Origin of the sequence: Pseudoxanthomonas sp. PXM04 (genome assembly GCF_014851695.1) — a bacterium.
Lineage (GTDB): Bacteria > Pseudomonadota > Gammaproteobacteria > Xanthomonadales > Xanthomonadaceae > Pseudoxanthomonas_A > Pseudoxanthomonas_A beigongshangi.
Map to the genome: position 1 here is coordinate 204,698 of NZ_JACVAG010000007.1, position 20,823 is coordinate 225,520.

Below are 20,823 nucleotides of genomic sequence, written 5' to 3' on the forward strand. Positions count from 1 at the left end.
CGGCCGTCTTTTGTTTTGCGTGGATAATGGGCCGCATCGGGCGGCCGAACGCGCGCAGGAGTCCTTCATGAAGAACTTCAAGACCAACCCCGGCGTGGCCATCGCGCTGGGCATCGCCATCGGCGCCGCCGTCGGTGTGGCCACCGGCAACCTGGCCCTGTGGCTGGCGCTGGGCGTGGCGATTGGCGGCGGTCTGTCCGCCGCGGCCGCTTCCCGCAAACCCAAGGATCCCGATTGATGTTCGACACCACCCCGCAACTCGACTGTGCCGGTCGCATTCTCAAGCTCGATCGCCCGCGGGTGATGGGCATCGTCAACGTCACCCCGGATTCGTTCTCCGACGGTGGCGCGCACGACACCCTGGAGGCGGCGGTCGCCCACGGTCTGAAGCTGGCGGAGGAGGGTGCGGACATCCTCGACATCGGCGGTGAGTCGACTCGTCCCGGCGCCGCGGATGTTTCCGTGGAAGAAGAACTGCGTCGGGTGGTGCCGGTGATCGAGCGGCTGGCGAAGGAAACCACGCTGCCGATCAGCATCGACACCTTCAAGCCGGAAGTGATGCGCGCGGCGGTGCATGCCGGCGCCGGCATGGTCAACGACATCTACGGCCTGCGCCGCGAAGGCGCGCTCGAAGCCGCCGCCGCCCTCGGCGTGCCGGTAGTGCTGATGCACATGCAGGGCGAGCCGCGCACCATGCAGGAAGCGCCGGATTACGACGACGTGGTCGGCGACGTCCATCGCTTCCTGGCCGAGCGCATCTTCGCCGCGGAGATGGCCGGCATCGCCAAGAAGAACCTGATCGTCGATCCCGGTTTCGGCTTCGGCAAGAACACCCGGCACAACCTTGCATTGCTGGCGCAGCTGGAGCGCTTCGTCGAACTCGGCGTGCCGGTGCTGGCGGGGCTGTCGCGCAAGCGCTCGCTGGGAGAACTCACCGGGCGTGATGTCGCCAGCGAGCGCGTCGCCGCATCGGTCGCCGCGCACCTGATTGCCGTCCAGCGTGGCGCGGCGATCGTGCGCGTGCATGATGTGGCCGCCACGGTGGATGCGCTCAAGGTGTGGAATGCGGTGGCCGCGGTGCCGCAACCGCGCGCCAAATCCGCGGCGCCGACGATTCGCTGGCCGGATGAGGATTGAGGGAGACGACAGCTCTCCGCAGCCTTCCTTCGATCGGGAGAAATGCATAGCCCCCTTTTACAAAGGGGGCGGGCACCTGCGAAGCAGGTGACGGGGGATTTGCTCTTGGCGCCAAAAGCAAATCCCCCTCAATCCCCCTTTTTCAAAGGGGGAGGCAAAAGCCCAACCTCCTTCAATCCCCAATCCCGAATCCCGAATCCCCAATCCCCAACCACCCCCATGCCCGCCGACACCCGCCCCCTCGCCATTGCCCTGATGGGCCCGACCGCCTCGGGCAAGACGGCGCTGGCGATGGAATGGGCCGAGCGCTGCAATGGCGAAATCGTCAGCATCGATTCGGCGCTGGTGTATCGCGAGCTGGATATTGGCGCGGCCAAGCCGGATGCGGCGATGCAGGCGCGGGTGCGGCATCACCTGATCGACGTGCGGGATCCGTGGCAGACCTATTCGGCCGCCGAATTCGCCGCCGACGCGCGCGCCGTGCTGGCCGACATCGCCGCGCGTGGCAGGCTGCCGATTCTGGCCGGCGGGACCGGGCTGTATTTCCGTGCGCTGCTGGAAGGGTTGGCGCCGATGCCCGAAGCCGACCCGGACACCCGCGCCGCGCTGGCCGCCGAAGCCGCCGAACGCGGCTGGCCAGCCCTGCATGCCGAGCTGGCCCGGGTCGATCCCGAGGCGGCCGCGCGCATCCACGCCACCGATCCCCAACGCATCCAGCGTGCGCTGGAGGTCTACCGGCTCAGCGGCAAGCCGATCAGCCAGTGGCAGCGCGAACCCGGGCCGCCGCGCCTGCCGTTCCGCGTGCTCAAACTGGTGCTGGCGCCGGCCGAGCGTGCCGTGCTGCATGCGCGCATCGAACAGCGCTTCGACGCCATGCTGGCCGAGGGCTTCCTGGACGAGGTCCGTCGGCTGCGCGCGCTGCCGCAAATGCAGGCCGTGGCCGCGCCGCTGGACCTGCCGGCGGTGCGCGCGGTGGGCTACCGCCAGGCCTGGGAACACCTGGACGGCGCCGTCTCCGCCACCGAATTCCGCGACCGCGCCATCTACGCCACCCGCCAGCTCGCCAAGCGCCAATTGACCTGGCTGCGGGGCGAACTGGATGCCCGCTGGTTCGACCCCGGGCGCGACCAGGCCGCCCTGGAGCGGGCCCGACAGCAATTTCTGGGCGCCCCGTAGCTGGTCAAACCGCCCCGGTTGTGTAACATCGGGGGCCGGGCCGCCAGGGGATACAAGCGCGCGGACCCGGAAACACCACAATTATTCCTATAAGCAACACTTCGGGAGTTCGCCACAATGTCCAAGGGGCAATCCTTGCAGGATCCTTTCCTGAACGCTCTGCGCCGCGAGCGGGTGCCGGTTTCGGTCTACCTGGTCAACGGCATCAAGCTGCAGGGCACCATCGAATCGTTCGACCAGTTCGTGGTCCTGCTGCGCAACACGGTCAGCCAGATGGTCTACAAGCACGCCATTTCCACCGTGGTGCCGGCGCGCAACGTGCGCGTGGGACCGGGTGGCGGCTATGTGCAGTCCAATGAGGGCGGCGCGGCGGGCGAAGAAGAAGAAGACACCGAGTAAACACCCGGGGAACCGGTGGAGATTCCAGGGTGAAATCGGGGGCGACCGCCCCCATGTGATGGGATCCGGGCGCCTGACGCGACCGGATCCTCCCTGAAATCGAGTCCAAACCGCTTTCCATGTTCGAACGTTCCCGCAAAGGCGAACACGCCCTCCTGATCCAGCCCCACGCCGGCGGCCCGCCGGATGATGGCGCCGCCGAGGAATTCACCGATCTGGCCCGCTCCGCCGGCGCCAGCATCGCGGCGTTGCTCACCGCCCGCATCGATCGGCCCAATCCGTCCACCCTGATCGGCAGCGGCAAGCTGGAAGAGGTCAAGGCCGCGGCCGAAGCCACCGGCGCGGATCTGGTACTGGTCAACTATCCGCTTTCGCCCGGCCAGGAGCGCAACCTGGAGAAATTCCTGGAACGCCGCGTGCTGGATCGCACCGGCCTGATCCTGGACATCTTCGCCCAGCGCGCCCGCAGCCACGAAGGCAAGCTGCAGGTGGAACTGGCCCAGCTCAAGCACATGGCCACCCGGCTGGTGCGCGGCTGGACCCATCTGGAGCGCCAGCGCGGTGGTTCCATCGGCCTGCGCGGCCCGGGTGAAACCCAGCTGGAAACCGACCGCCGCCTGCTGCAGAAGCGGGTGGAGCAGTTGCAGAAGCGGCTGGAAAAAGTCGAAGTGCAGCGCACCCAGATGCGCCGCGCCCGCGTGCGCAGCGAACTGCCGCGCGTGGCCCTGGTCGGCTACACCAATGCCGGCAAATCCACCCTGTTCAATACGCTGACCGGCGCGGAGGCCTACGCCGCCGACCAGCTGTTCGCCACCCTGGATCCCACCGTGCGCCGCATCGAACTGCCTGGCGGCGGCGTGGTGCTGGCCGACACCGTCGGCTTCGTCCGCGATCTGCCACACGAACTGGTCGCCGCGTTCCGCTCCACCCTGTCCGAGGCGCGCGAGGCGGATCTGCTGTTGCATGTCATCGACGCCGCGGATCCGCTGCGCGAGGAACGCATCACCCAGGTCGATGAAGTGTTGCAGGCGATTGGTGCCGGCGACATTCCGCAGTTGCTGGTGTTCAACAAGATCGATCGCATCGAAGGCGCCGAACCGCGCCACGACCAGCCCAACGAAGGCCACGAGCGCGTGTGGATTTCCGCGCGCGACGGCGCAGGGCTGGATGTGCTGAAGGAAGCGCTGGCACAGAAACTCGGGCTGGAACGGATCATCGGCACCGTGCACCTGGGCGAGCGCTCGGCGCGATTGCGTTCCCGCCTGCACGCGCTCGGCGCGGTGCGCGGCGAACGCCACGACGAAACCGGCTGGCATCTGGACCTGGACATGGCCCTGGCCGACGCGCGCCGGCTGGCCGCCGAAGCGGGCGGCCACGCCCTGGAAACCCTGCTCCCCGAACCCGTCGAAGACACCTTCTGATCACCCACCCTGTGCGTTGTGGGAGCGACGTCAGTCGCGACCGCAATCCCACCGACGTGACGAAACCTCCAGTGGTCTTCCAGCTTCCCGGTCGCGACTGACGTCGCTCCCACAAAAAGCCCCGCCGCCCGCGTAGGAGCGACGTAAGTCGCGACCGGAAACCCGCCCACCCCGCAAAACATCCCCGCATCCCGCCAGCCACCCGGCAAAAAACCGCCCGGCCCATGCCCTTCAGCCCTTGTCCGGCGGCCGGGCGGCCCTATCTTGTAGAATCGGAAACGCGTCGGTTTCGGCCCACGCATCATTGACGACGGAGTGGGCATGGCCTGGAACACCCCTGGAAGCGGCGGCTCTGGCAGCGGCGGCGGAAACGGCAACAACGACAACCGACGGGGCTGGAATCCCCGCGGCGGCAACAGTGGCGGCGGACTGGGCGATCTGCTGGATCGCCTGCGCGGTTCCTTCGACGGCAACGGCCCGCTGCGCTGGATCGGCGTGGCGCTGCTGCTGCTGGTCCTGTTCTCCAGCTTCCAGCTGATCGGCGAACAGCAGCGCGGCGTGGTCCTGCGCTTCGGCCAGTTCTCCCGCGTCATGCAGCCGGGACCCAACTTCAAGTGGCCGTGGCCAATTGAAAGCGTCACCAAGGTCAACGCCACCGAGATCAAGAACTTCAGCAACACCATGCCGGTGCTGACCCGCGACGAGAACATCGTCACCGTGTCGGTCAACGTGCAGTACCGCATCGCCGATCCACGCCTGTACCTGTACGGCTCGCGCAACGCCGACGACGTGTTGCAGCAGGCCGCGCAGAGCGCCGTGCGCGAACAGGTGGGCCGCTCGGATCTGGACACCGTACTCGGCGAGCGCGGCCCGCTGGGCAGCCAGGCCAAGGAGCGCCTGCAGGCCTCGCTGGATACCTATCGGACCGGCCTGGTCGTGACCGAACTCAACCTGCCCGACGCGCGTCCGCCGGAAGAAGTGAAGCCGGCCTTCGACGAGGTCAACTCGGCCCAGCAGATCAAGGATCGCCTGGTCAACGAAGCGCGTGCCTACGCCGCCCGCATCGTGCCCGAGGCACGTGGTACCGCGGCGCGTACCCGCACCGTGGCCGAAGGCTACAAGGCCGCCACCGTCGCCCGCGCCCAGGGTGACGCCGACCGCTTCAGCCTGCTCCAGGAGCAGTACAAGAACGCGCCGGACGTGACCCGCAAGCGCCTGTGGCTGGATACCGTCCAGCAGGTGCTGCAACAGAACAACCGCAAGGTCATCGGCGGCGACAGCCGCCAGCTGATCTACCTGCCGATGCCCGCGCAGACGGGTGCCGCACCGGCATCGTCCAGCGCCCCGGCGCCGGAAGTGGTGATGCCCGCCGTGGAAAGCAGCGCGACAACCCCGCTGCGCAGTGCCGAGCGTCCCGCGCGATCGGCCGGACGTGAGGAGAGTGGACGATGAGACTTCCCGCAATCGTGGCGCTGCTGGTCGCCATCGTGCTGGGCCTGATGGGCTCGGTGTACGTGGTCCGCGAGGACCAGACCGGCCTGGTCCTCAACCTGGGCCGCGTGGCCCGCGCCGACATCCCGCCCGGCCTGCACTTCAAGTGGCCGCTGGTGGAAACCGCGCGCGTGTTCGACCGCCGCTTCCAGGTGCTGGAAACCCAGCCCGAGCGCTACCTGACCTCCGAGCGCAAGGACGTCAGCATCGACTTCTTCGCCGTGGGCCACATCTCCGACGTGCGCGCGTTCTACCGCGCCACCGGCGGCGACGAGAAGTTGGTCAATGATCGCCTGGCGCCGATCATCACCGACTCGCTGCGCAACGAAATCAACGCCCGCACCCTGACCCAGCTGGTCTCCGGCGATCGCAACCAGATCGTCACCGCCCAGCTCAAGGCCATCAACGAGGGCGCCGCCACCCTGGGCATGCGCATCACCGATCTGCGCCTGAAGCAGATCGACCTGCCCACCGACAGCCAGGTCATCACCGACGTCTACGAGCGCATGCGCGCCCAGCGCAAGCAGGTCGCCAGCCAGTTGCGCGCCGAAGGCGAAGAGCAGGCCCGAACCATCAGCGCCCAGGCCGATCGCGACCAGGCCGTGCTGGTGGCCGAAGCCGAACGCGACGCCCAGCGCCTGCGCGGCGAAGGCGACGCCGAAGCCGCCCGCATCTACGCCGCCGCCGCCAACAAGGACCCCTCGTTCTTTGCCTTCCAGCGCAGCCTGGAGTCGTACAAGAAGTCCTTCGCCGACGGCAACAGCGTCATCGTCCTGGACAAGGACGATCCGTTTTTGCAGTACTTGAAGAGCGACCGCTAAGCGCGGTCGCTCCGGGATTGGGGAGTGGGGATTCGGGATTCGCAACAGCGAATCCTGGTCGCCGAATGGCTGAGGGCGGGTGATGCCCCGCACTGAAGAGAAGCCCCGATACCTGAAGCTATCCGCCAGCAACGCTTCTGCTAATCCCCAATCCCGGCTCCTACCCAATCCCGGCCCCAATGCCCGATCTCTGGTCCGCCCTCTGCCTGGTCGCCGTCCTGGAAGGCCTGTTCCTGCTGGTCTCGCCGGGCCTGTGGAAGCGTCTGGCCCTGCAACTGCTCAACCTGCCCGACGCCCAGATCCGCCAGGCCGGCGGCCTGGTCCTGATCATCGGCCTGACCCTGCTGTGGTGGCTGCGGCACTGAGGTGCCCGCAGCCCTCTCCCCGTCCTGAGGGAGTGTAGGAATGTGGGAGCGACGTGAGTCGCGATTCGCGATGCCCGGCCGCTCAACCGGCTCCGGAAGCCAGGTCGCCCCTCGCGACTCACGTCGCTCCCACAAGAAACGGGGCAGGGGCCCTTGGCCGGATTGCCCCCCATTCAGCCAATCGGGGTAGCCCCCTTCACCCAAAACCCGGATAATGCACAAAAGCCGGACGGGCGCTCGCCAGAGCCAACCCCGCCGGCTTTTTCCGTGTCTGGGCACAGCGTAGTGGACCCCTCCCCGATGGAGACGGCCCGCATCGGTAACGCCGCGCCCGGTCCGGCCCATCCCGGCGGCCCCGATGGTCGCCAACAAGCGAAGGAGTTACCCGTCATGGGTCAGTCAGTCGTCGTTCTCGGCGCCCAGTGGGGCGATGAAGGCAAAGGCAAAATCGTCGACCTGCTCACCGAGGAAATCGGTGCGGTCGTCCGTTTCCAGGGCGGCCACAACGCCGGCCATACCCTGGTCATCAACGGCAAGAAGACCGTCCTCCACCTGATTCCCTCCGGCATCCTGCGGCCCGACGCCCTGTGCCTGATCGGCAACGGCGTGGTCATCAGCCCGGCCGCCCTCCGCAAGGAAATCGAGGAACTGGAAACCAGCGGCGTGGACGTGCGCTCGCGCCTCAAGATTTCCCCGGCCGCCCCGCTGATCATGCCGTACCACATCGCCCTGGATCAGGCCCGCGAGAAGGCCGCCGGCGGCAAGGCCATCGGCACCACCGGCCGCGGCATCGGCCCCGCCTACGAAGACAAAGTGGCCCGCCGCGGCATCCGCATCGCCGACCTGCATTACCCCGACCAACTGGCCGAAAAGCTGCGCGCCGCGCTGGACTACCACAACTTCGTCCTGACCAAGTACTTGGGCGTGGACGCAGTGGACTTCCAGCAGGTCTACGACGAAGCACTGGCCTTCGGCGAATACGTCCAGCCCATGAAGTCCGACGTGGCCGGCATCCTGCACGACCTGCGCAAGCAGGGTAAGCGCGTGCTGTTCGAAGGCGCGCAGGGCGCCCTGCTGGACATCGACCACGGCACCTATCCCTACGTCACCAGCTCCAACACCACCGTCGGCGGCGCGCTGGCCGGCAGCGGCGTGGGCGCGGACGCCATCGACTACGTGCTGGGCATCGCCAAGGCCTACGCCACCCGCGTCGGCGGCGGCCCGTTCCCGACCGAACTGGACGACGAAGTGGGGCAGGGCATCCGCGACCGCGGACAGGAATACGGCGCCTCCACCGGCCGGCCCCGCCGCTGCGGCTGGATCGACATCGTCGCCCTCAAGCGCGCCGTGGCCATCAACGGCATCACCGGCCTGTGCATCACCAAGCTGGACGTGCTGGACGGCATGGAAAAGCTGAAGATGTGCATCGCCTACCGCTACCGCGGCAAGGAAACCGAGTACGCCCCGCTGGACGCCCAGGGCTGGGAAGAATGCGAGCCGGTCTACCTGGAATTCCCCGGCTGGTCCGAAACCACCCACGGCATCACCGAATGGGACAAGCTGCCCCCGGCCGCCCGCGCCTACCTGCGCGCCCTGGAAGAACTGTCCGGCTGCCCGCTGGCCATCGTCTCCACCGGCCCGGACCGCGACCATACGATGACGTTGCAGGATCCGTTTGCTTGAGTTGTGGTTGGGCTTAGGCCCACAGAGTAGTGGAAAAGGCCCCGCATTGCGGGGCTTTTTTTGTAAGGATGTCCGAGACGAAAACTCTGGCGGGCTGCGTTATATCAGTCCGATAAAAAGGACGGAAATCGTGAGCATCGATTTGGACAAGGCCCAGGAAATCGCCCTTGGCTACCTGAAAGCTCTGGAATCCGAAGTAGGGCAGGAACTGTCCATCGCGAGCTATGAGCCTGTGGGCGCAGATGGCGGATGGATCTTCTTCTACAACACTTCCGCTTACATTGGCAGCGGGAACATTAGCCACGCATTGGCCGGCAATGGACCGTTGTTTGTTGAGCGAGGTGGTCGTTTAACAGCTCTCTCCAGTTCGGACGACTGGGGAGACGAAATCGAACGCATGAGAGGCGGGGCGTCTTAGTTGGGCACCGAAAGTGATCAAACTCCACTTGGCCGTCCGCGCACACCTGCGCACCCTGGAAGAACTATCAGGTCGCCTACTGGCCACCGTTTCCACCGGCCTGGAACGCGACTATACGATGATGTTGCAGGAATCGTTTGCTTGAAATCGGTATAACGAAGCCGAAAATAGGCAGGGTTTGCGGGAGGCCATTTTAGTACTGGACAGCGAAATTCTTGGTGTCTCCTTTCGGCCAGATGCGGACATCGCTTGCTTGGGTCTAGTGTTCTTCTGAGCGCACCCTACGTCCGCCTGATGCCGAAGCGGCTACGCCTTGGATTTCGGCGACAATGAAGACTAGGGCCAGGCGGGGATACTGCACCTATCTTCTCGACTTAAGGGACTATCGGAGGGATGTGTCAATGAGAGTTACGACTAGGCTTAAGTCATGGGCCGCAGGTTTCGCCCGTTCGCTTCGATCGGACGATAAGACTGGAAATACACCAACTCAAGATCAAGCCGCCGGTGAGGCGGCGCCTAAGGCGGATGGGCGCAGCTATTCGGCGGACCGGCCGATTCATACCAGTGCGCACGATCGGTTCTCCAGGGTGCACTTTGCACATCGAATTGCTGACACGATCTCTGGGCGTGCCGATACTTCCGGACTCGTCCTTGGTCTATACGGACCATGGGGCGACGGCAAGACCTCCGTTTTGCACATGATCGAGGAGCGCCTAAAGGAACACTCCGATGTCGTGGTTGCCCACTTCAATCCATGGCAGTTCACATCCGAAGACCAACTATTGCGTGGGTTCTTCGACACATTGTCGACAGCGGTCGGGGCCCGACTGACGTCAAAGAAGGAGGAATTTGGTGCAGCCTTGAAGAAGTATGGAAGCGTGTTGTCTGTGGTCAACGGTGGCGATGCGGCTACGGGACTGGGAGAGGCGCTCTCGACGACCACGTTGGATGACCTGAAGGCCAGAGTTGAAGGATTCTTGGCAGAAGGACATCTTCGTGTGGTCGTTCTCATTGATGACATCGACAGACTTGACCGGGCTGAGACACATCTTATCTTCAAGCTAGTCAAGCTCTCGGCAGGTTTCTCGCGCACGACATATCTGCTCGCCTTCGATGATGCCGTAGTAGCCGCTGCATTAGGCGAGCGCTATGGCGCTGGCGGTGATGCTTCCGGCCGGGCGTTCCTGGAAAAGATCATCCAGGTACCGTTGCACCTCCCATCGGCCGAGATCTCGGCGCTACGCGGGCTCGTCTACGAAGGCCTTAATCAGGCTTTGAGCGTTGCGGAGATCTCGTTGCCGCAGCAGCAGGTTGATGCATTCATTGTTCGCTTTGGGGTGATCGAAGAGAGCTTGAGCACACCGCGCCAAGCCCACCTGTATACGAACGCGCTCTTGTTCTCCCTGCCTCTGGTCAAAGGTGAGGTGCATATCGGGGAGTTCATGCTCTTGGAAGCCTTGAGGCTCTTCCATCCGCGGCTCTACCAAGCACTCCGCGAAAACCCCTCGTTACTCTTGAGAAAGATTGACCGCGATGGCGAGGAACGCCAGCATCAGTTCGTCCAGCTGATCGAAGATGCCACGCCAGAGCTGACGCCACCGCGGCGTGAGCGCGTGGTGTCTGGTGTGTTGCATGCGCTGTTCCCGCGCATGGGACTGACGGGTTATGGATCGGAATGGGAGAGCGAATGGTCGCGCGAACAGCGGGTGTGCTCCAGCTCCTATTTTCAGAAATTTTTTGCCTACGGGGTCTCGGGCAGTCAGCTCTCCGATCGTCTTCTGCAGCAATTTCTCGATGAGCTGACCACACAGACCAACGCCGAGCAGGATGCCGCATTACAGGAGCTGGCAAAGCCAGCGGCAGTTGCGTCCCTCATTCAACGTCTACGTCAACAGGAAGACCAGTTGCCTGAGGCAGTGGCAACCGCATTGGCGCCTTTGCTGGCGCGGAATGGTCGTCTTTTCCCCTACGAGCGCGGCATGCTCTCTACCGGCGGCGTCTTCACCCAAGCCGGCGTTGTCATCTATTTCTTGCTCAGGGGCATTAGAGATTCAGATGCCAGGCTGGCACTTGCACGGGAAGTACTGCGCTCTGCATCGCCTGTGCCGTTTGCCAGTGAGAGCCTTCGTTGGATGTTCCCCAGTCCGAGCCGCACGCCTGAGGAACAGGTCTTTGAAGATACTGACTTCAATGACCTCAGGGCGCAGCTTGTGAATGAATCCATCATTCCTTCGGATGCTACTGAACCGCTCTATCGGCAGTTCGGCCGGCAGGCGGTCATGCTGTATCACTGGTGGCACGATGTCGATGCCGCTGGCTTGGCTAACCGTCTCGTTGCCTGCCTTGACGTCGACATCAGCGAAGTCAACGCTTTCCTGGATGCGTTTGTCGGCGAGGCGTGGGATATGAGCACTGGTGTGCCTCATCGATCCGACTTGGACCGAGATACTTATGAAAACATTGCACGCCTGATAGACCCAGAGGTAGTCGCACAGCGGCTACGAGCGCGATACGGGACGGAATTAGACAGTCCGCAGTACCATCACAGCGCCCAAGTCTCGCTGACGCTTCGATTTGCTCATCAGTTTATGCATGTTCATAACATGGTCGTAGCGCAGGAAAACGAGCAATCGGAGGAGCAGTTCCCAGACGAGCGATGATTTTAGCTGAAGCCCATTTCCAGCTCGGGTGCTCATGGCCCACCCACACCCTGGTCCATAGATAGCCCCCTTCTCAGGCTGCACGGACCTAACCCCAGTACCGGCGGTATCCGGGATGTGCGACGGGCGATGACGGCCGAGTGCACTGGCCATGGCCGCTATGGGTAATTACCGCAGCCCGGGCTGGCAGGACCGCTTTCGGCCAGAAGCGGAAATTGGGATCAACGCCTGAATGAAGCCGCGCCGCGAAGCGGCGTCGGCTTGAATGACTTTTTAGGCCGGGAAATGGCCAACAATCTCGATGATTGCACTCTCACTGAAACCCTCTTGGGTGAGCTGTTCCTTCACCTCATCAATAGTCTCTCCATCAACGTCCATAGGTGTTCCCCTAGGAGTTGGCGAGATGATTGCGGTGCTTGATTCATCGCCGAAAACGTTCCCACCGTAGTCCTCGCCTTGAGTTGTCTTGACGCGATACCCGCCATCTGAGTGCGTCTGAACAATGACGCTACGCCCCTCAACAGAGCCGTCATAGTGTGTCGTCCATGTTCCGATCATGATCATCTCCATTGGCTATTAGTAAAATGGCCTAACGCCCTAGCTAAGTCGACCCGCGAAGCGGGGGCGGCTTGAATGACTTATTAGGCTCCGGGCTACTCACCGATGTGAATCCCCGCGTTGACGTCAAGATTGTGACCAGCGCAACCTGGCGGCTTGTTTGTAGACATGACTTTATGCGCTTTTGCGATCGCGTTAGCGCCAGTAGTCAGTGTCAAGGTGTCTTGGTCAATGATGTAGCTAGATCCGTCCGCACCAAGCATGACCCAGTCTGGTTGGACGGGCAGCGGAAACTTTGATTTTTGGTGGAATGCTTGAACGGCCTCGATGCTTTCAGGCCAACTCTTGTTTTCGCAGTAGTACATCGCGGACAGCAAACTTACGGCGACGTGTTGGTTCGCAACGCCGGTAGTAGCGACCGTCACGGCATCCTCAGCTGTAGTTGACGCCTCACCGCCAGCAAGCGCGAGCATTGCTAAGAGTATCAATTGCATTGAACCCCCTTCCGCAGCCTGACTACCTAATAGCCGGATCCCAGGGGCAGGTTATACGACTTATCTACAGCCCACCGGATGGTGAGCTATCCCCTTGATACCGCTCGATCTTATGGCCGCTGGGTCCGGCTAACAAGGCGACGTATATCCGGACCAACAGAGACTGTGTCTAACGGTGTGCTCCCCGGGGTTGCCCCCCACTTGCGAGACCCTTATCGGGTGAGCTGGATCCGCCCTTTCTTCGGCCGAGCGTCAGCTTTGGGTCGATAGCTGACGCAGCATGAAGATCCGCTCAATGTGCGTTGACACCACCCACCCCAGCCCCTAACCATTACCCCCGGAGCCTCGAAACTCCGCAAACAGCGGTACCCACCACCGACATTTGGTGGGCTTTTTTATGCCCGAACTCACGTTCGGGCATAATTTCCCGTCGCAGGCTTCCTGTGTCGGGAGGGCGGCTAATACAACACCCCACAAGGGGAATACGCCCGCCGGCTGTTTGCGGTTTCGAGCCTCCCGACATCCCGCCTGCGCATGCAGGCGGGCCTCTGCACTGCAAGGGAGCAACGCCATGGGCGACGACCGCCATCACTCTCACTCGAACCGCCATCCCCCGCGCGAAAAGAAGCGCACCGGCTACCTGTTGACCCAGGACGCCTACCACCTGCTGTACGGCCTGCGCGAACGCGTCCGCCTGACCACCACGCTGGCCCGCTCACGCAGCGAGCTGTCCAACCGCTACGAACCCACCCCGCCGGTGGGCGACTGGGCCTACGTGCTGGAAAAGTGGACCGAGGAGCTGGACTTCGTGTTGAAACACACGAGCTGGCAGCCGCGCTAGGCGGCACATATTGACCGGGCGGCGGAATGTCGTCCGGTTATTGAGGGGCGCAGGAACAAGCGGGTAAGGGCCGAACGGCGCTCATCCCGCAGGTTTCCAAGCAGGTAGTTGCTATCCCGATAGCGTGTAGGCATAGGTGAGAGCACGCAGGCGCTCGCTATCAATGCGCCATGGCATCCACGCTTCCAGCTGTCCACCATGCGCAGTGGGAAGTCCATTCTGTGTGGCGACCGACATAGAGTGAATGACGACTAGCCCATTTTTCGGATGACGTTGCTTGTGGAGCTCAACTTCGTTGGCGGTAAGAAGAATGGAGCCGAGCCCGCCGGTCGTTCCTTTGACCTCTATGTGAAGAATCTCCAACCCCCTCTTGGCGAGCAAATCGTATGACTCTTTAGCGCTGACATCCGATACGGTATAGCCCTGGGAGGATAGATGGTTGGTGGCGAGTTCCATTGCGCGTCTTTCGACCGCGAGGCGTTCTGGATGCGAAAGGCCGTAGCCTTGAGTCGCCGCGGAGCTTGGACGAGAGATCGCTGCCGCAGCTATTTCCGCTTGAAATACTTCCAGCGAATCTGTGGTGGGAACCTCGCCCTTTGCCTCAGTTCGATACAAGGCAGATAACATCTTGGCGAGGGTGAAAAGATCCTGGAAGAGGATGTCGTCGTTAGGTAGCTGGCTTGCAGGGTAGTAGAAGGCCGCTACGCAAGATTTCTCGTAAGCATCACCCAGGCTTCGATATCCGGGCGCTGCAAGATTCACGTCTTGAACGAGACGTGGGTTTGTCGCGATCTCCGCGGAGAGCCGCTTGCGCGCCCAACCCATGAGCGTCTTGAGTTCCTCGTTGGAACGCGAGACAAAAGAGCCATGCTGGAACTGTGTGGAACCGTGTGCCAGGGCTAGATAGACACCCGCGGCATCCTTCCGGAACAGCCAGACGACATACCAGCCAGCCGTTGCGCTGGGTGAGCGTGACCTAGACGCCAATCGTACCCACGGGACCTCTGACTTGCGTCCCGCCCCATCTTTACCTTCGATCAATAGGTCATTTGCCGGAATATCGAGAAGCTGAGGAAGTTGGTGGGCTCTGGTTCTTAGGGCTGCGGGTAGCACGTCTCGAATTCGGATGCCCCGGTCCTGCATTTGTTCCGTGTTTTCACTAGTGTAGTGGCCCTGTAGCGCGATGACCTCCGCCAGGATTTGGGACAAGTCCATTCATTTCCCCTAGTTGCCGTGTCAGACCAGGAAGACCCGATGGTGGGTCGGCCCTCAGGCCCGGATCCTGCAAGATTTGGGCCACGGAAAATTGACGGGAAACAGGCGGTGAACCGGCCGTGCTGGCTGTGCGGGCCCCTGCGAACTAAGAGCCCTAATCGGCGCGGGGAGGCTAGAGCTGGATGCCGATGCCGAAGATCAAGGCCCTCTCGTCTTCGAAAGCCGGGGCTTTGCGTCCCTTCCGGTAGAGAAGAATCAATTGCAGCGGGCTTTCCTTGATGCCCAGCGTCGCCTCGAGCTCGCCGTAGCCGCGGTCCCAATCGTCCTGCAGGTCATAGGTCTGGCTGTACGCCAGGCGCATGCCGAACGCGTATTCCGCCATCCTGTCGGCTCGCCAACGCATCTGGATGCCCGGTTGCGCGCGGCAATAGCTTCCCTGCTGGGCTATTTTTGCGAGGGCGATATTGCCGCCGTCGTCGCGTACTTCGCCGCAGTAGAACGTCAGACTGGGGTCCCAGGAATAGTCGCCGCGCCCCAGACGCTTCCACTGGCCCGCGCCCAGGAAGTCCTCTCCCATTACCGCCAGTTGGGTCCGCAGCGTGACCACATCACGGTCGCCGTTGCCGTCGGTTCCATATTCGGGCGTAATCGAGAACGAAAACCCGTTCCCGCCCAATGTCCGGGTGTAGGTCGCCGTGGTACCGAAGGCCACGGTGGATTCCTCGCGCTTCTTGCCGGTGTTGACGTCCAGTGTCGCGCTCACATTGCCGTCCCACCTTTCCTTTTCGCCCCAGAACCAAGGGCCATAGGTGATTTTGCCCAGCAGCAGCCCAGCTTCTTCCTTTTTGGCGTAGTCACGCTTGTAGGAAACGAGAAAAGGTACCTTCGCCACCGGGTCACTGGACAGCGGGCTGGTGGCATCAAGCACGGATCTTCCGATGCCCATGGACGGGGCGATTTCCGTGATCTTGGGTTTGAAGGCCACGAACAGATCGCCGTCCCGGCCGACCGAGAACGCCTGTACGACATGAATGGGGCGCTTGCCAAACGCGCAGCGGGTAGGCCTGTCCACGCAATCAAGGCCGTCGCGGGAAGTGACTAGGTCAAAAAGGATGGTCTGTACCTCCTTCTCCTTTTCCGCGTCGTCTTTCTTCGAACGTACGGATCTGTCGCACGCCAGCAGGTAGCTCCGATACTCGGCTTCCGTCATGGATTGATCGTTGTCGGAATCATATGCCGTCACGTCACGGGTCACCTGCGCGGCATCGAACTTGGTTCGCTTTTCCACTTCGCCACAAATTGGCGCACCGGAGGGCGTGGGAGTTTGGGCCAGTAATTTGGCGTTCACCATGAGCGAAAGAAGAAAGAGAAGGAGGGCGCTAGCGGTTCGCATGACAAAGGTCCCTCACATCCCTGATGGTGGAATTTGGCGTAATGGCCGCTTGCCAGCGCGCCCGCTGAACATCGGTGTAGTTGGGATCTCTATCCTTGAATACTCCATTTGCTATCTGGCGGAGAAGCTCTTGATTAGATGGGAATGGAGGCGACATGAGCTTCTGCGACAGGCGTAGTTCCGAAGGCGGTATGCCACTCCAGATGGCGACGGAGGCTTTTGTCCATGCGGTACTGCGCAATAATTCAATGGTTTCCTCGTCCATGTCGCCTCCTGTTGGATGTCAAACCTTCGTCGCCGGATACGGAAAGTCCGCCGGCGGTGGATAGGTGGGGTTGAACCACGCGCGCACGGCGGCGTCGGCATTGGCGTAGCCCCAGTTGATCAGCCGCTCCTGCAAGGTCTTGTCCTTGTGGGCGAGATCGGTGGGGACGGCGGCCAGTTCGGCGGTGCGCTTGGCCGGGCAGGGCAGGGGATCCGGACAGGGATGCCTGGCGATGTCCTGCTGGATGTCCCAGAAGGCGCCGTAGCGTTGCTTGTCGCGCAGGGCGCCTACCAGCAGGATCTTGCGCTGCGCCAGCACCTGGTTGTCCATGACGTCGATGCAGCGCGAGCCGATGGAGACCCAATTCCGGGAGGGTTCGGGCAGCGGTGCGAACGGTTTGCCAGCGTTGCTGACGAATAGGGTCATGAAGCCCTTGAAACAGGTTTCCAGCCCCAGGTTGTCGTAGACGCCACCGTCGGCCAGGACGGGATGGGTGGTGTACGGCGGATATTGCAAGAAGCCGGTATGGGGCGTGTATTGCGAGGCTTCCAGCTTGAGTTCCGCGGGCGCCAGCACGGGCGGAAATGCCGACGAGGCCGCGACCGCTCTGGCCAGCGACAGCACCGGATTGGGCACCTCACCCACCTTCCAGTCGCGCATGTAGGGGCGCGAGAAACGCCACAGCGCGCCGGACTGCAGGTTGGAGGCGTTGATGACGAAGCGCACGTCATCGGGCAGATCCTGCAGGGTTTTGCCGCGATACAGCGCTTTGTCGTAGGCCCGGGCGATGTGGTCGTTGATGCTGCCCGGCAGCAGGATGTCTTTGATGACCTGCCAGATACCGGCGGCGCTGGTGCCGGCCAGGGTGGTGGCGGCCATGCGCCGCACGGGCGCGACCACCGCGCTCTGGAACGCCTGGTCGAAAGCGACACCGGACAACGGCTTGAGCTGCGCCATCGCCAGGCCCAGCACCGCCGAGACGATAGAGCCACCGGACACACTGGACACCCGCGCCAGCGGGCCCAGCGTGGACAGCTTGCCGGGCGCGGTGAGTCCTTGCAGCGGCTGGCCCGAAAAGAATCCGAACTGCCCCAGCCGCCACAGCACGCCGGTATGGAACAGCATGGCGCGATAACCGCCACCGGACAGCGCGATGGCCGCACCGGGGCTGGGCGGCGCGTTGTCGCGCGTGGGTTCGCGGACCAGTTGATCGAGCTCGATCATCGCGGCACTCCTGTGCGGGGACGGACGGAAAATCAGCAGGGAATCGACAGTTCAATCCATTTGCCGTCATCGCCTTTGCGGAATCCGCGAGGCAGCCGCTCGGGCAACTGGTCGCTGCGCACATGGCGGAAATGGTGTTTTCCGAGCGCGGTGACCAGATCGGGGAGCGGAATGTTGTTGCGATAGCTGCCGGAGCCTTCCTGGGTAGAAATCATGGCCGGGATGCCTTCCGGCAAGACTTCCTCCACCAGGGTCTTGGGCGTGGCGTTGTGGCTGCCGTGATGGCCGACCTTCAGGAAGGTGGCGTTGTGCAGCAGCGCACGCGCGTCGTCGTCGGCAAGGATGCGCTTCCATGTGCCCCACTCGGCGTCGCCGGGGAACAGCAGGCGCGCCTTGCCCACTTCGATCACCAGGACCAGGCTGGTGGAGTTGATCATGTCGTCCACGTGGGTGGCAGCGAGCAGGGCATCGGCGCCGGTAGCCAGGTTCTCCAGCCATTTCTTCTCGTTGCGGGTGAGCAGGTCTTCGGCGCCGTCCTCGTCCTCGCGCACCTGCCATTCCGGCCCGAACGCGGCCAGGGCGGACATGTCGGCCACCGCTTCGCCGCTAGCGGCGGCTGCGGCGCGCATGGCCAGGGCGCGGTAGGTTTCGCCGTCGGCTTCCGGATCCAGTTCCTCGATGAGTTCCGGATCGCGGGGCGGGCCCAGCACGTGGATGACCACATCGGGCAGGTCTGGACAGGAAAAGGATTCCGGAAACTTCTGGGTGGCGGGCAGGAATCGCGGCTTGGTGCGCCGGCGGTACGCGAAGCCCTCATGCAGGCAGTCCAGCGCCTTGGCATTGCTCCAGCCGCCGGCGGCGGCCATGCCGGGCAGTTCGACGCCGGCGTTCCACAGCATGAATTCCACGCTTTCGCGATCTGCCGCATTCAACTGGAACGAGCTCAGCGCAGTGGCCAGGTTCATCGCGAAGCTGGCCTGCTTCTTCCATAGTCGAGCCGCCTTTTCGTTCTTGCGGTCTTCCACCCACGGTAGCCAGACCTCGCCCACTGAAACTTCATCCCACAGCGAGGAGTTGAACGCGAACAGGTGATCGGCGTGGCGGTGGGTGCAGATCACCACGTCGATATGCGCTTCTTCCGCGCCGGTGATGCTCTTGACGTCCTTGGTGATCTGCTCGACCAACTCGTCGCCACTGAACTCGCCCTTGCCGCGGCTGTGGAAGCCGGCATCGATGAGGATCAGTTGGCCGTCAGGTAGCGTGATCAGGAAGCTGTCGCCGAAGCCGACGTTGTACATGCGTATCTTGACGGTGCTCATCGCCAGCGCCTCCCATCCATGGCCCGTGCCGAGTACGCGTCCAGCAGGCGTCTGGGTGCCAGTTGATCGGTTTTCCAGGAATGGCCGCAGGCTTCGTCGAATGCGCCCAGCCAGCTGACCATGCGTTCCTCGCGGGTGGTCTGGAAGGGTTTGCAGATGAGGTAGCGGACATGGCCGTCGATGCTGGCGATGACGGTGGCGCCCGCGCGATAGACCAGGCCGCCCAATGGACGGTCGCTGGGCGATTTCTGCACGACGTGGACCACCATCTCGATGAGCAGTTCGCCGTTGGGGGCAATGCGGTGGACCGGATGGAAGCCGCGGATGGCGACTTTTATCTCCGGATTGGTGTCCAGCTTCAGGCGCGTGCGGTTGGCATCGGCCCACTTGTGCAGGCGCACGCCGATGCTTCTGAGTTCCGGTTCGGTTTCTTCCTCTTCCTCCTCGTCGGCGCCGGTCGATTCGGGAGGTGCGGTTTCGGCGGGAGCGGCCGTGGATTCGGCTTTCATCGCCAGTTCCGGCCAGGATTGCGACAGGGTGAATTCGCTCAGCCGCCGCTTCTGGCTGCGGCGACGCGATTCCCGGCGATTGACGTTGCGATCCAGTTCGCGCGCGCCGAAGCCCAGCAGGGTGCGGACGATGTCCGCCAGTTCCAGGTTGGAGGTGTCTTCGGCCGATTCCGCGGGGGCCGGGTCGTCGGGTTCCTCGGGCCGCAGCAGCAGGGACTGCACGGCCAGCGAGCCGACCGCCTCGGGCCGGATGCCGCGGGCGCGGAAGGCTTCGATCATGTCGGCGCGCAGGCCGGAATCATCGGAACGGTTGAGCTCGAAATCCGCGGTGACCATGGCGCGCAGGAAATCGCTGAAGGTGGGATCCACCGGCGGCAGGTAGTCGGTGGCGCGGATGCACATCGACAGCACGGCCTGGGCCGTGCGCACGCATTCGGTGGTCAGCCGGTTGACCAGATCCGGATGCAGTTCGCCCTCGGGCAGGCGGCCGCTGCCGCCGGTGGCCAGGCGCAGCAGATCGCGGGTGCGGCGCACATAGGTCAGAACGAAACCTTCGTACACCGCGGATACCAATATCCAGCCCAGCGCGTGCGGTTCGCGGGTGGCGGCGAACAGCGCCGGATCGGGTTTTCCGGCGATCCGGCGAAGCGCCTGGCCCTTGCCGGTGGCCGCGCCGAACTGGCTCCCGATGTTGAGCAGGATGTTGTTTTCGGCCAGCAGATCGCCGCGGGTCTCGCGGATGGCGGGCGCCACCAGTTCGGGAAAGGTCAGGCGCTGGAACATCGCCACGATGTCGGCGAAGGCTTCGTGCAGCGCGGGCACCTGCGGGTTGGTGGGCTCGCTGTAGTACTCGTGCAGGCGGGTCAGCGCGGCATGGGCGACTTCGTGGGCGATGATGTCGTGCGACAGGCAAGTGAAGATGGTCTGCCCGGGCAGGTTGGCGCCGGGATCGTCATCGTCGGCGGGGAAGTAGCCGAACAGGACCGCGTTGAGTTTCTTGTCGTAGTAGGCGTTGCGCGCCTGGAAGGCGTGCGGGAACAGGCGCAGCCGCTCGCCCCGGCGGAACCGCAACCGTCGGCCGAGCGCGCGGTCGAAGTTCTCCAGCACCTTGGAGGCCACTGCGTAGACCATCTGCTGGTGGAACTGCGGGTCATGTTCCGCCGGCTCCAGTCCATGCACCATGGCGATGTCGTCATCGCCCAGATCCACGGCGCGGTAGTAGCGCTGGGTGGCGGCGTCGTAGTCCACCACCTCCAGCCGATCATCGCGGAAGGAACGCTCGTCGCGTTCGATGGGGCGGTAGGGGATCTCGATGGTCACCCGGTGATCGCCACCTCGGGCAATCATCGGGTCGAACGCAAAGATGCGCAGCGGGCGCCGCTCCGGGCGCGTATCCAAGGGCGACTTTCGCACAACGACCTCCGTGGCGATGCG

General features: G+C 63.4%; 20 protein-coding genes. 12 read left to right on the forward strand and 8 right to left on the reverse strand.

Going from position 1 to position 20,823, the window contains the following annotated elements; all coding sequences use genetic code 11:
* Positions 1–67: 67 nt before the first annotated feature.
* The 11 genes from IB228_RS17355 to IB228_RS17405 all read left to right on the forward strand — a co-directional run bounded on the left by IB228_RS17355 (position 68) and on the right by IB228_RS17405 (position 11,571).
* Positions 68–238: a hypothetical protein gene (locus tag IB228_RS17355; RefSeq protein ID WP_181444283.1), complete on the forward strand. Its 171-nt coding sequence runs from the start codon at positions 68–70 to the stop codon at positions 236–238.
* The gene (gene folP / locus IB228_RS17360) at positions 238–1,137 is read left to right on the forward strand and encodes a dihydropteroate synthase (RefSeq protein WP_192199333.1); all 900 of its coding nucleotides are present in this window, start codon (positions 238–240) and stop codon (positions 1,135–1,137) included. The genes IB228_RS17355 and folP overlap by 1 nt, the downstream gene beginning before the upstream one ends.
* A 219-nt stretch (positions 1,138–1,356) precedes the next feature.
* The gene (gene miaA, locus IB228_RS17365) at positions 1,357–2,313 is read left to right on the forward strand and encodes a tRNA (adenosine(37)-N6)-dimethylallyltransferase MiaA (protein WP_192199334.1); all 957 of its coding nucleotides are present in this window, start codon (positions 1,357–1,359) and stop codon (positions 2,311–2,313) included.
* Positions 2,314–2,430: 117 nt separating this feature from the next.
* Positions 2,431–2,712, forward strand: a complete 282-nt coding sequence (gene hfq, locus IB228_RS17370) for an RNA chaperone Hfq (protein WP_141456078.1) — start codon at positions 2,431–2,433, stop codon at positions 2,710–2,712.
* 119 nt (positions 2,713–2,831) lie between these two features.
* Positions 2,832–4,133 (forward strand): ribosome rescue GTPase HflX, encoded by a 1,302-nt coding sequence (gene hflX, locus IB228_RS17375; protein WP_141456079.1) that lies wholly within the window; start codon positions 2,832–2,834, stop codon positions 4,131–4,133.
* 321 nt (positions 4,134–4,454) lie between these two features.
* On the forward strand, positions 4,455–5,585 hold the full coding sequence (gene hflK / locus IB228_RS17380; RefSeq protein WP_183638227.1) for an FtsH protease activity modulator HflK: 1,131 nt from the start codon (positions 4,455–4,457) through the stop codon (positions 5,583–5,585).
* Positions 5,582–6,445, forward strand: coding sequence for a protease modulator HflC (locus IB228_RS17385; RefSeq protein WP_183638223.1), 864 nt, complete (start codon positions 5,582–5,584; stop codon positions 6,443–6,445). Before hflK ends, IB228_RS17385 begins: the two co-directional genes overlap by 4 nt.
* Positions 6,446–6,624: 179 nt before the next feature.
* Positions 6,625–6,810, forward strand: coding sequence for a DUF2065 family protein (locus IB228_RS17390; RefSeq protein ID WP_183638220.1), 186 nt, complete (start codon positions 6,625–6,627; stop codon positions 6,808–6,810).
* A 390-nt stretch (positions 6,811–7,200) separates the two neighbouring features.
* The gene (locus IB228_RS17395) at positions 7,201–8,493 is read left to right on the forward strand and encodes an adenylosuccinate synthase (RefSeq protein ID WP_141456083.1); all 1,293 of its coding nucleotides are present in this window, start codon (positions 7,201–7,203) and stop codon (positions 8,491–8,493) included.
* Positions 8,494–8,623: 130 nt separating this feature from the next.
* Positions 8,624–8,911 (forward strand): YrhB domain-containing protein, encoded by a 288-nt coding sequence (locus IB228_RS17400; protein ID WP_192199335.1) that lies wholly within the window; start codon positions 8,624–8,626, stop codon positions 8,909–8,911.
* 401 nt (positions 8,912–9,312) lie between these two features.
* The gene (locus IB228_RS17405) at positions 9,313–11,571 is read left to right on the forward strand and encodes a P-loop NTPase fold protein (protein WP_192199336.1); all 2,259 of its coding nucleotides are present in this window, start codon (positions 9,313–9,315) and stop codon (positions 11,569–11,571) included.
* 273 nt (positions 11,572–11,844) lie between these two features.
* Here IB228_RS17405 and IB228_RS17410 read toward each other — a convergent pair whose 3' ends face one another.
* Positions 11,845–12,129: a hypothetical protein gene (locus IB228_RS17410; RefSeq protein WP_192199337.1), complete on the reverse strand. Its 285-nt coding sequence runs from the start codon at positions 12,127–12,129 to the stop codon at positions 11,845–11,847.
* Positions 12,130–12,224: 95 nt separating this feature from the next.
* Entirely contained in the window at positions 12,225–12,623 is a 399-nt protein-coding gene (locus IB228_RS17415; protein WP_192199338.1) for a hypothetical protein, read from the reverse strand.
* 571 nt (positions 12,624–13,194) lie between these two features.
* Between IB228_RS17415 and IB228_RS17420 the strand changes: the two genes are divergently transcribed.
* Positions 13,195–13,464 carry a hypothetical protein gene (locus tag IB228_RS17420; protein WP_192199339.1) on the forward strand — a complete coding sequence of 90 codons (270 nt, stop codon included), beginning with the start codon at positions 13,195–13,197 and terminating at the stop codon, positions 13,462–13,464.
* A 111-nt stretch (positions 13,465–13,575) separates the two neighbouring features.
* Here the strand turns inward: IB228_RS17420 and IB228_RS17425 are convergent, their stop codons facing one another.
* From IB228_RS17425 to IB228_RS17450, 6 genes are all read right to left on the reverse strand, one after another.
* Positions 13,576–14,673: a DUF3578 domain-containing protein gene (locus tag IB228_RS17425; RefSeq protein ID WP_192199340.1), complete on the reverse strand. Its 1,098-nt coding sequence runs from the start codon at positions 14,671–14,673 to the stop codon at positions 13,576–13,578.
* Positions 14,674–14,851: 178 nt separating this feature from the next.
* A complete protein-coding gene (locus IB228_RS17430) occupies positions 14,852–16,072 on the reverse strand; it encodes a hypothetical protein (RefSeq protein WP_192199341.1) in 1,221 nt (406 codons plus the stop codon).
* Positions 16,059–16,337, reverse strand: coding sequence for a hypothetical protein (locus tag IB228_RS17435; RefSeq protein ID WP_192199342.1), 279 nt, complete (start codon positions 16,335–16,337; stop codon positions 16,059–16,061). The genes IB228_RS17430 and IB228_RS17435 overlap by 14 nt, the downstream gene beginning before the upstream one ends.
* Before the next feature lie 18 nt (positions 16,338–16,355).
* The gene (locus IB228_RS17440) at positions 16,356–17,561 is read right to left on the reverse strand and encodes a patatin-like phospholipase family protein (protein WP_192199343.1); all 1,206 of its coding nucleotides are present in this window, start codon (positions 17,559–17,561) and stop codon (positions 16,356–16,358) included.
* A 32-nt stretch (positions 17,562–17,593) separates the two neighbouring features.
* Positions 17,594–18,880, reverse strand: coding sequence for an MBL fold metallo-hydrolase (locus tag IB228_RS17445; protein ID WP_192199344.1), 1,287 nt, complete (start codon positions 18,878–18,880; stop codon positions 17,594–17,596).
* Positions 18,877–20,787 carry a hypothetical protein gene (locus IB228_RS17450; RefSeq protein WP_192199345.1) on the reverse strand — a complete coding sequence of 637 codons (1,911 nt, stop codon included), beginning with the start codon at positions 20,785–20,787 and terminating at the stop codon, positions 18,877–18,879. The genes IB228_RS17445 and IB228_RS17450 overlap by 4 nt, the downstream gene beginning before the upstream one ends.
* Between the last annotated feature and the right edge of the window lie 36 nt (positions 20,788–20,823).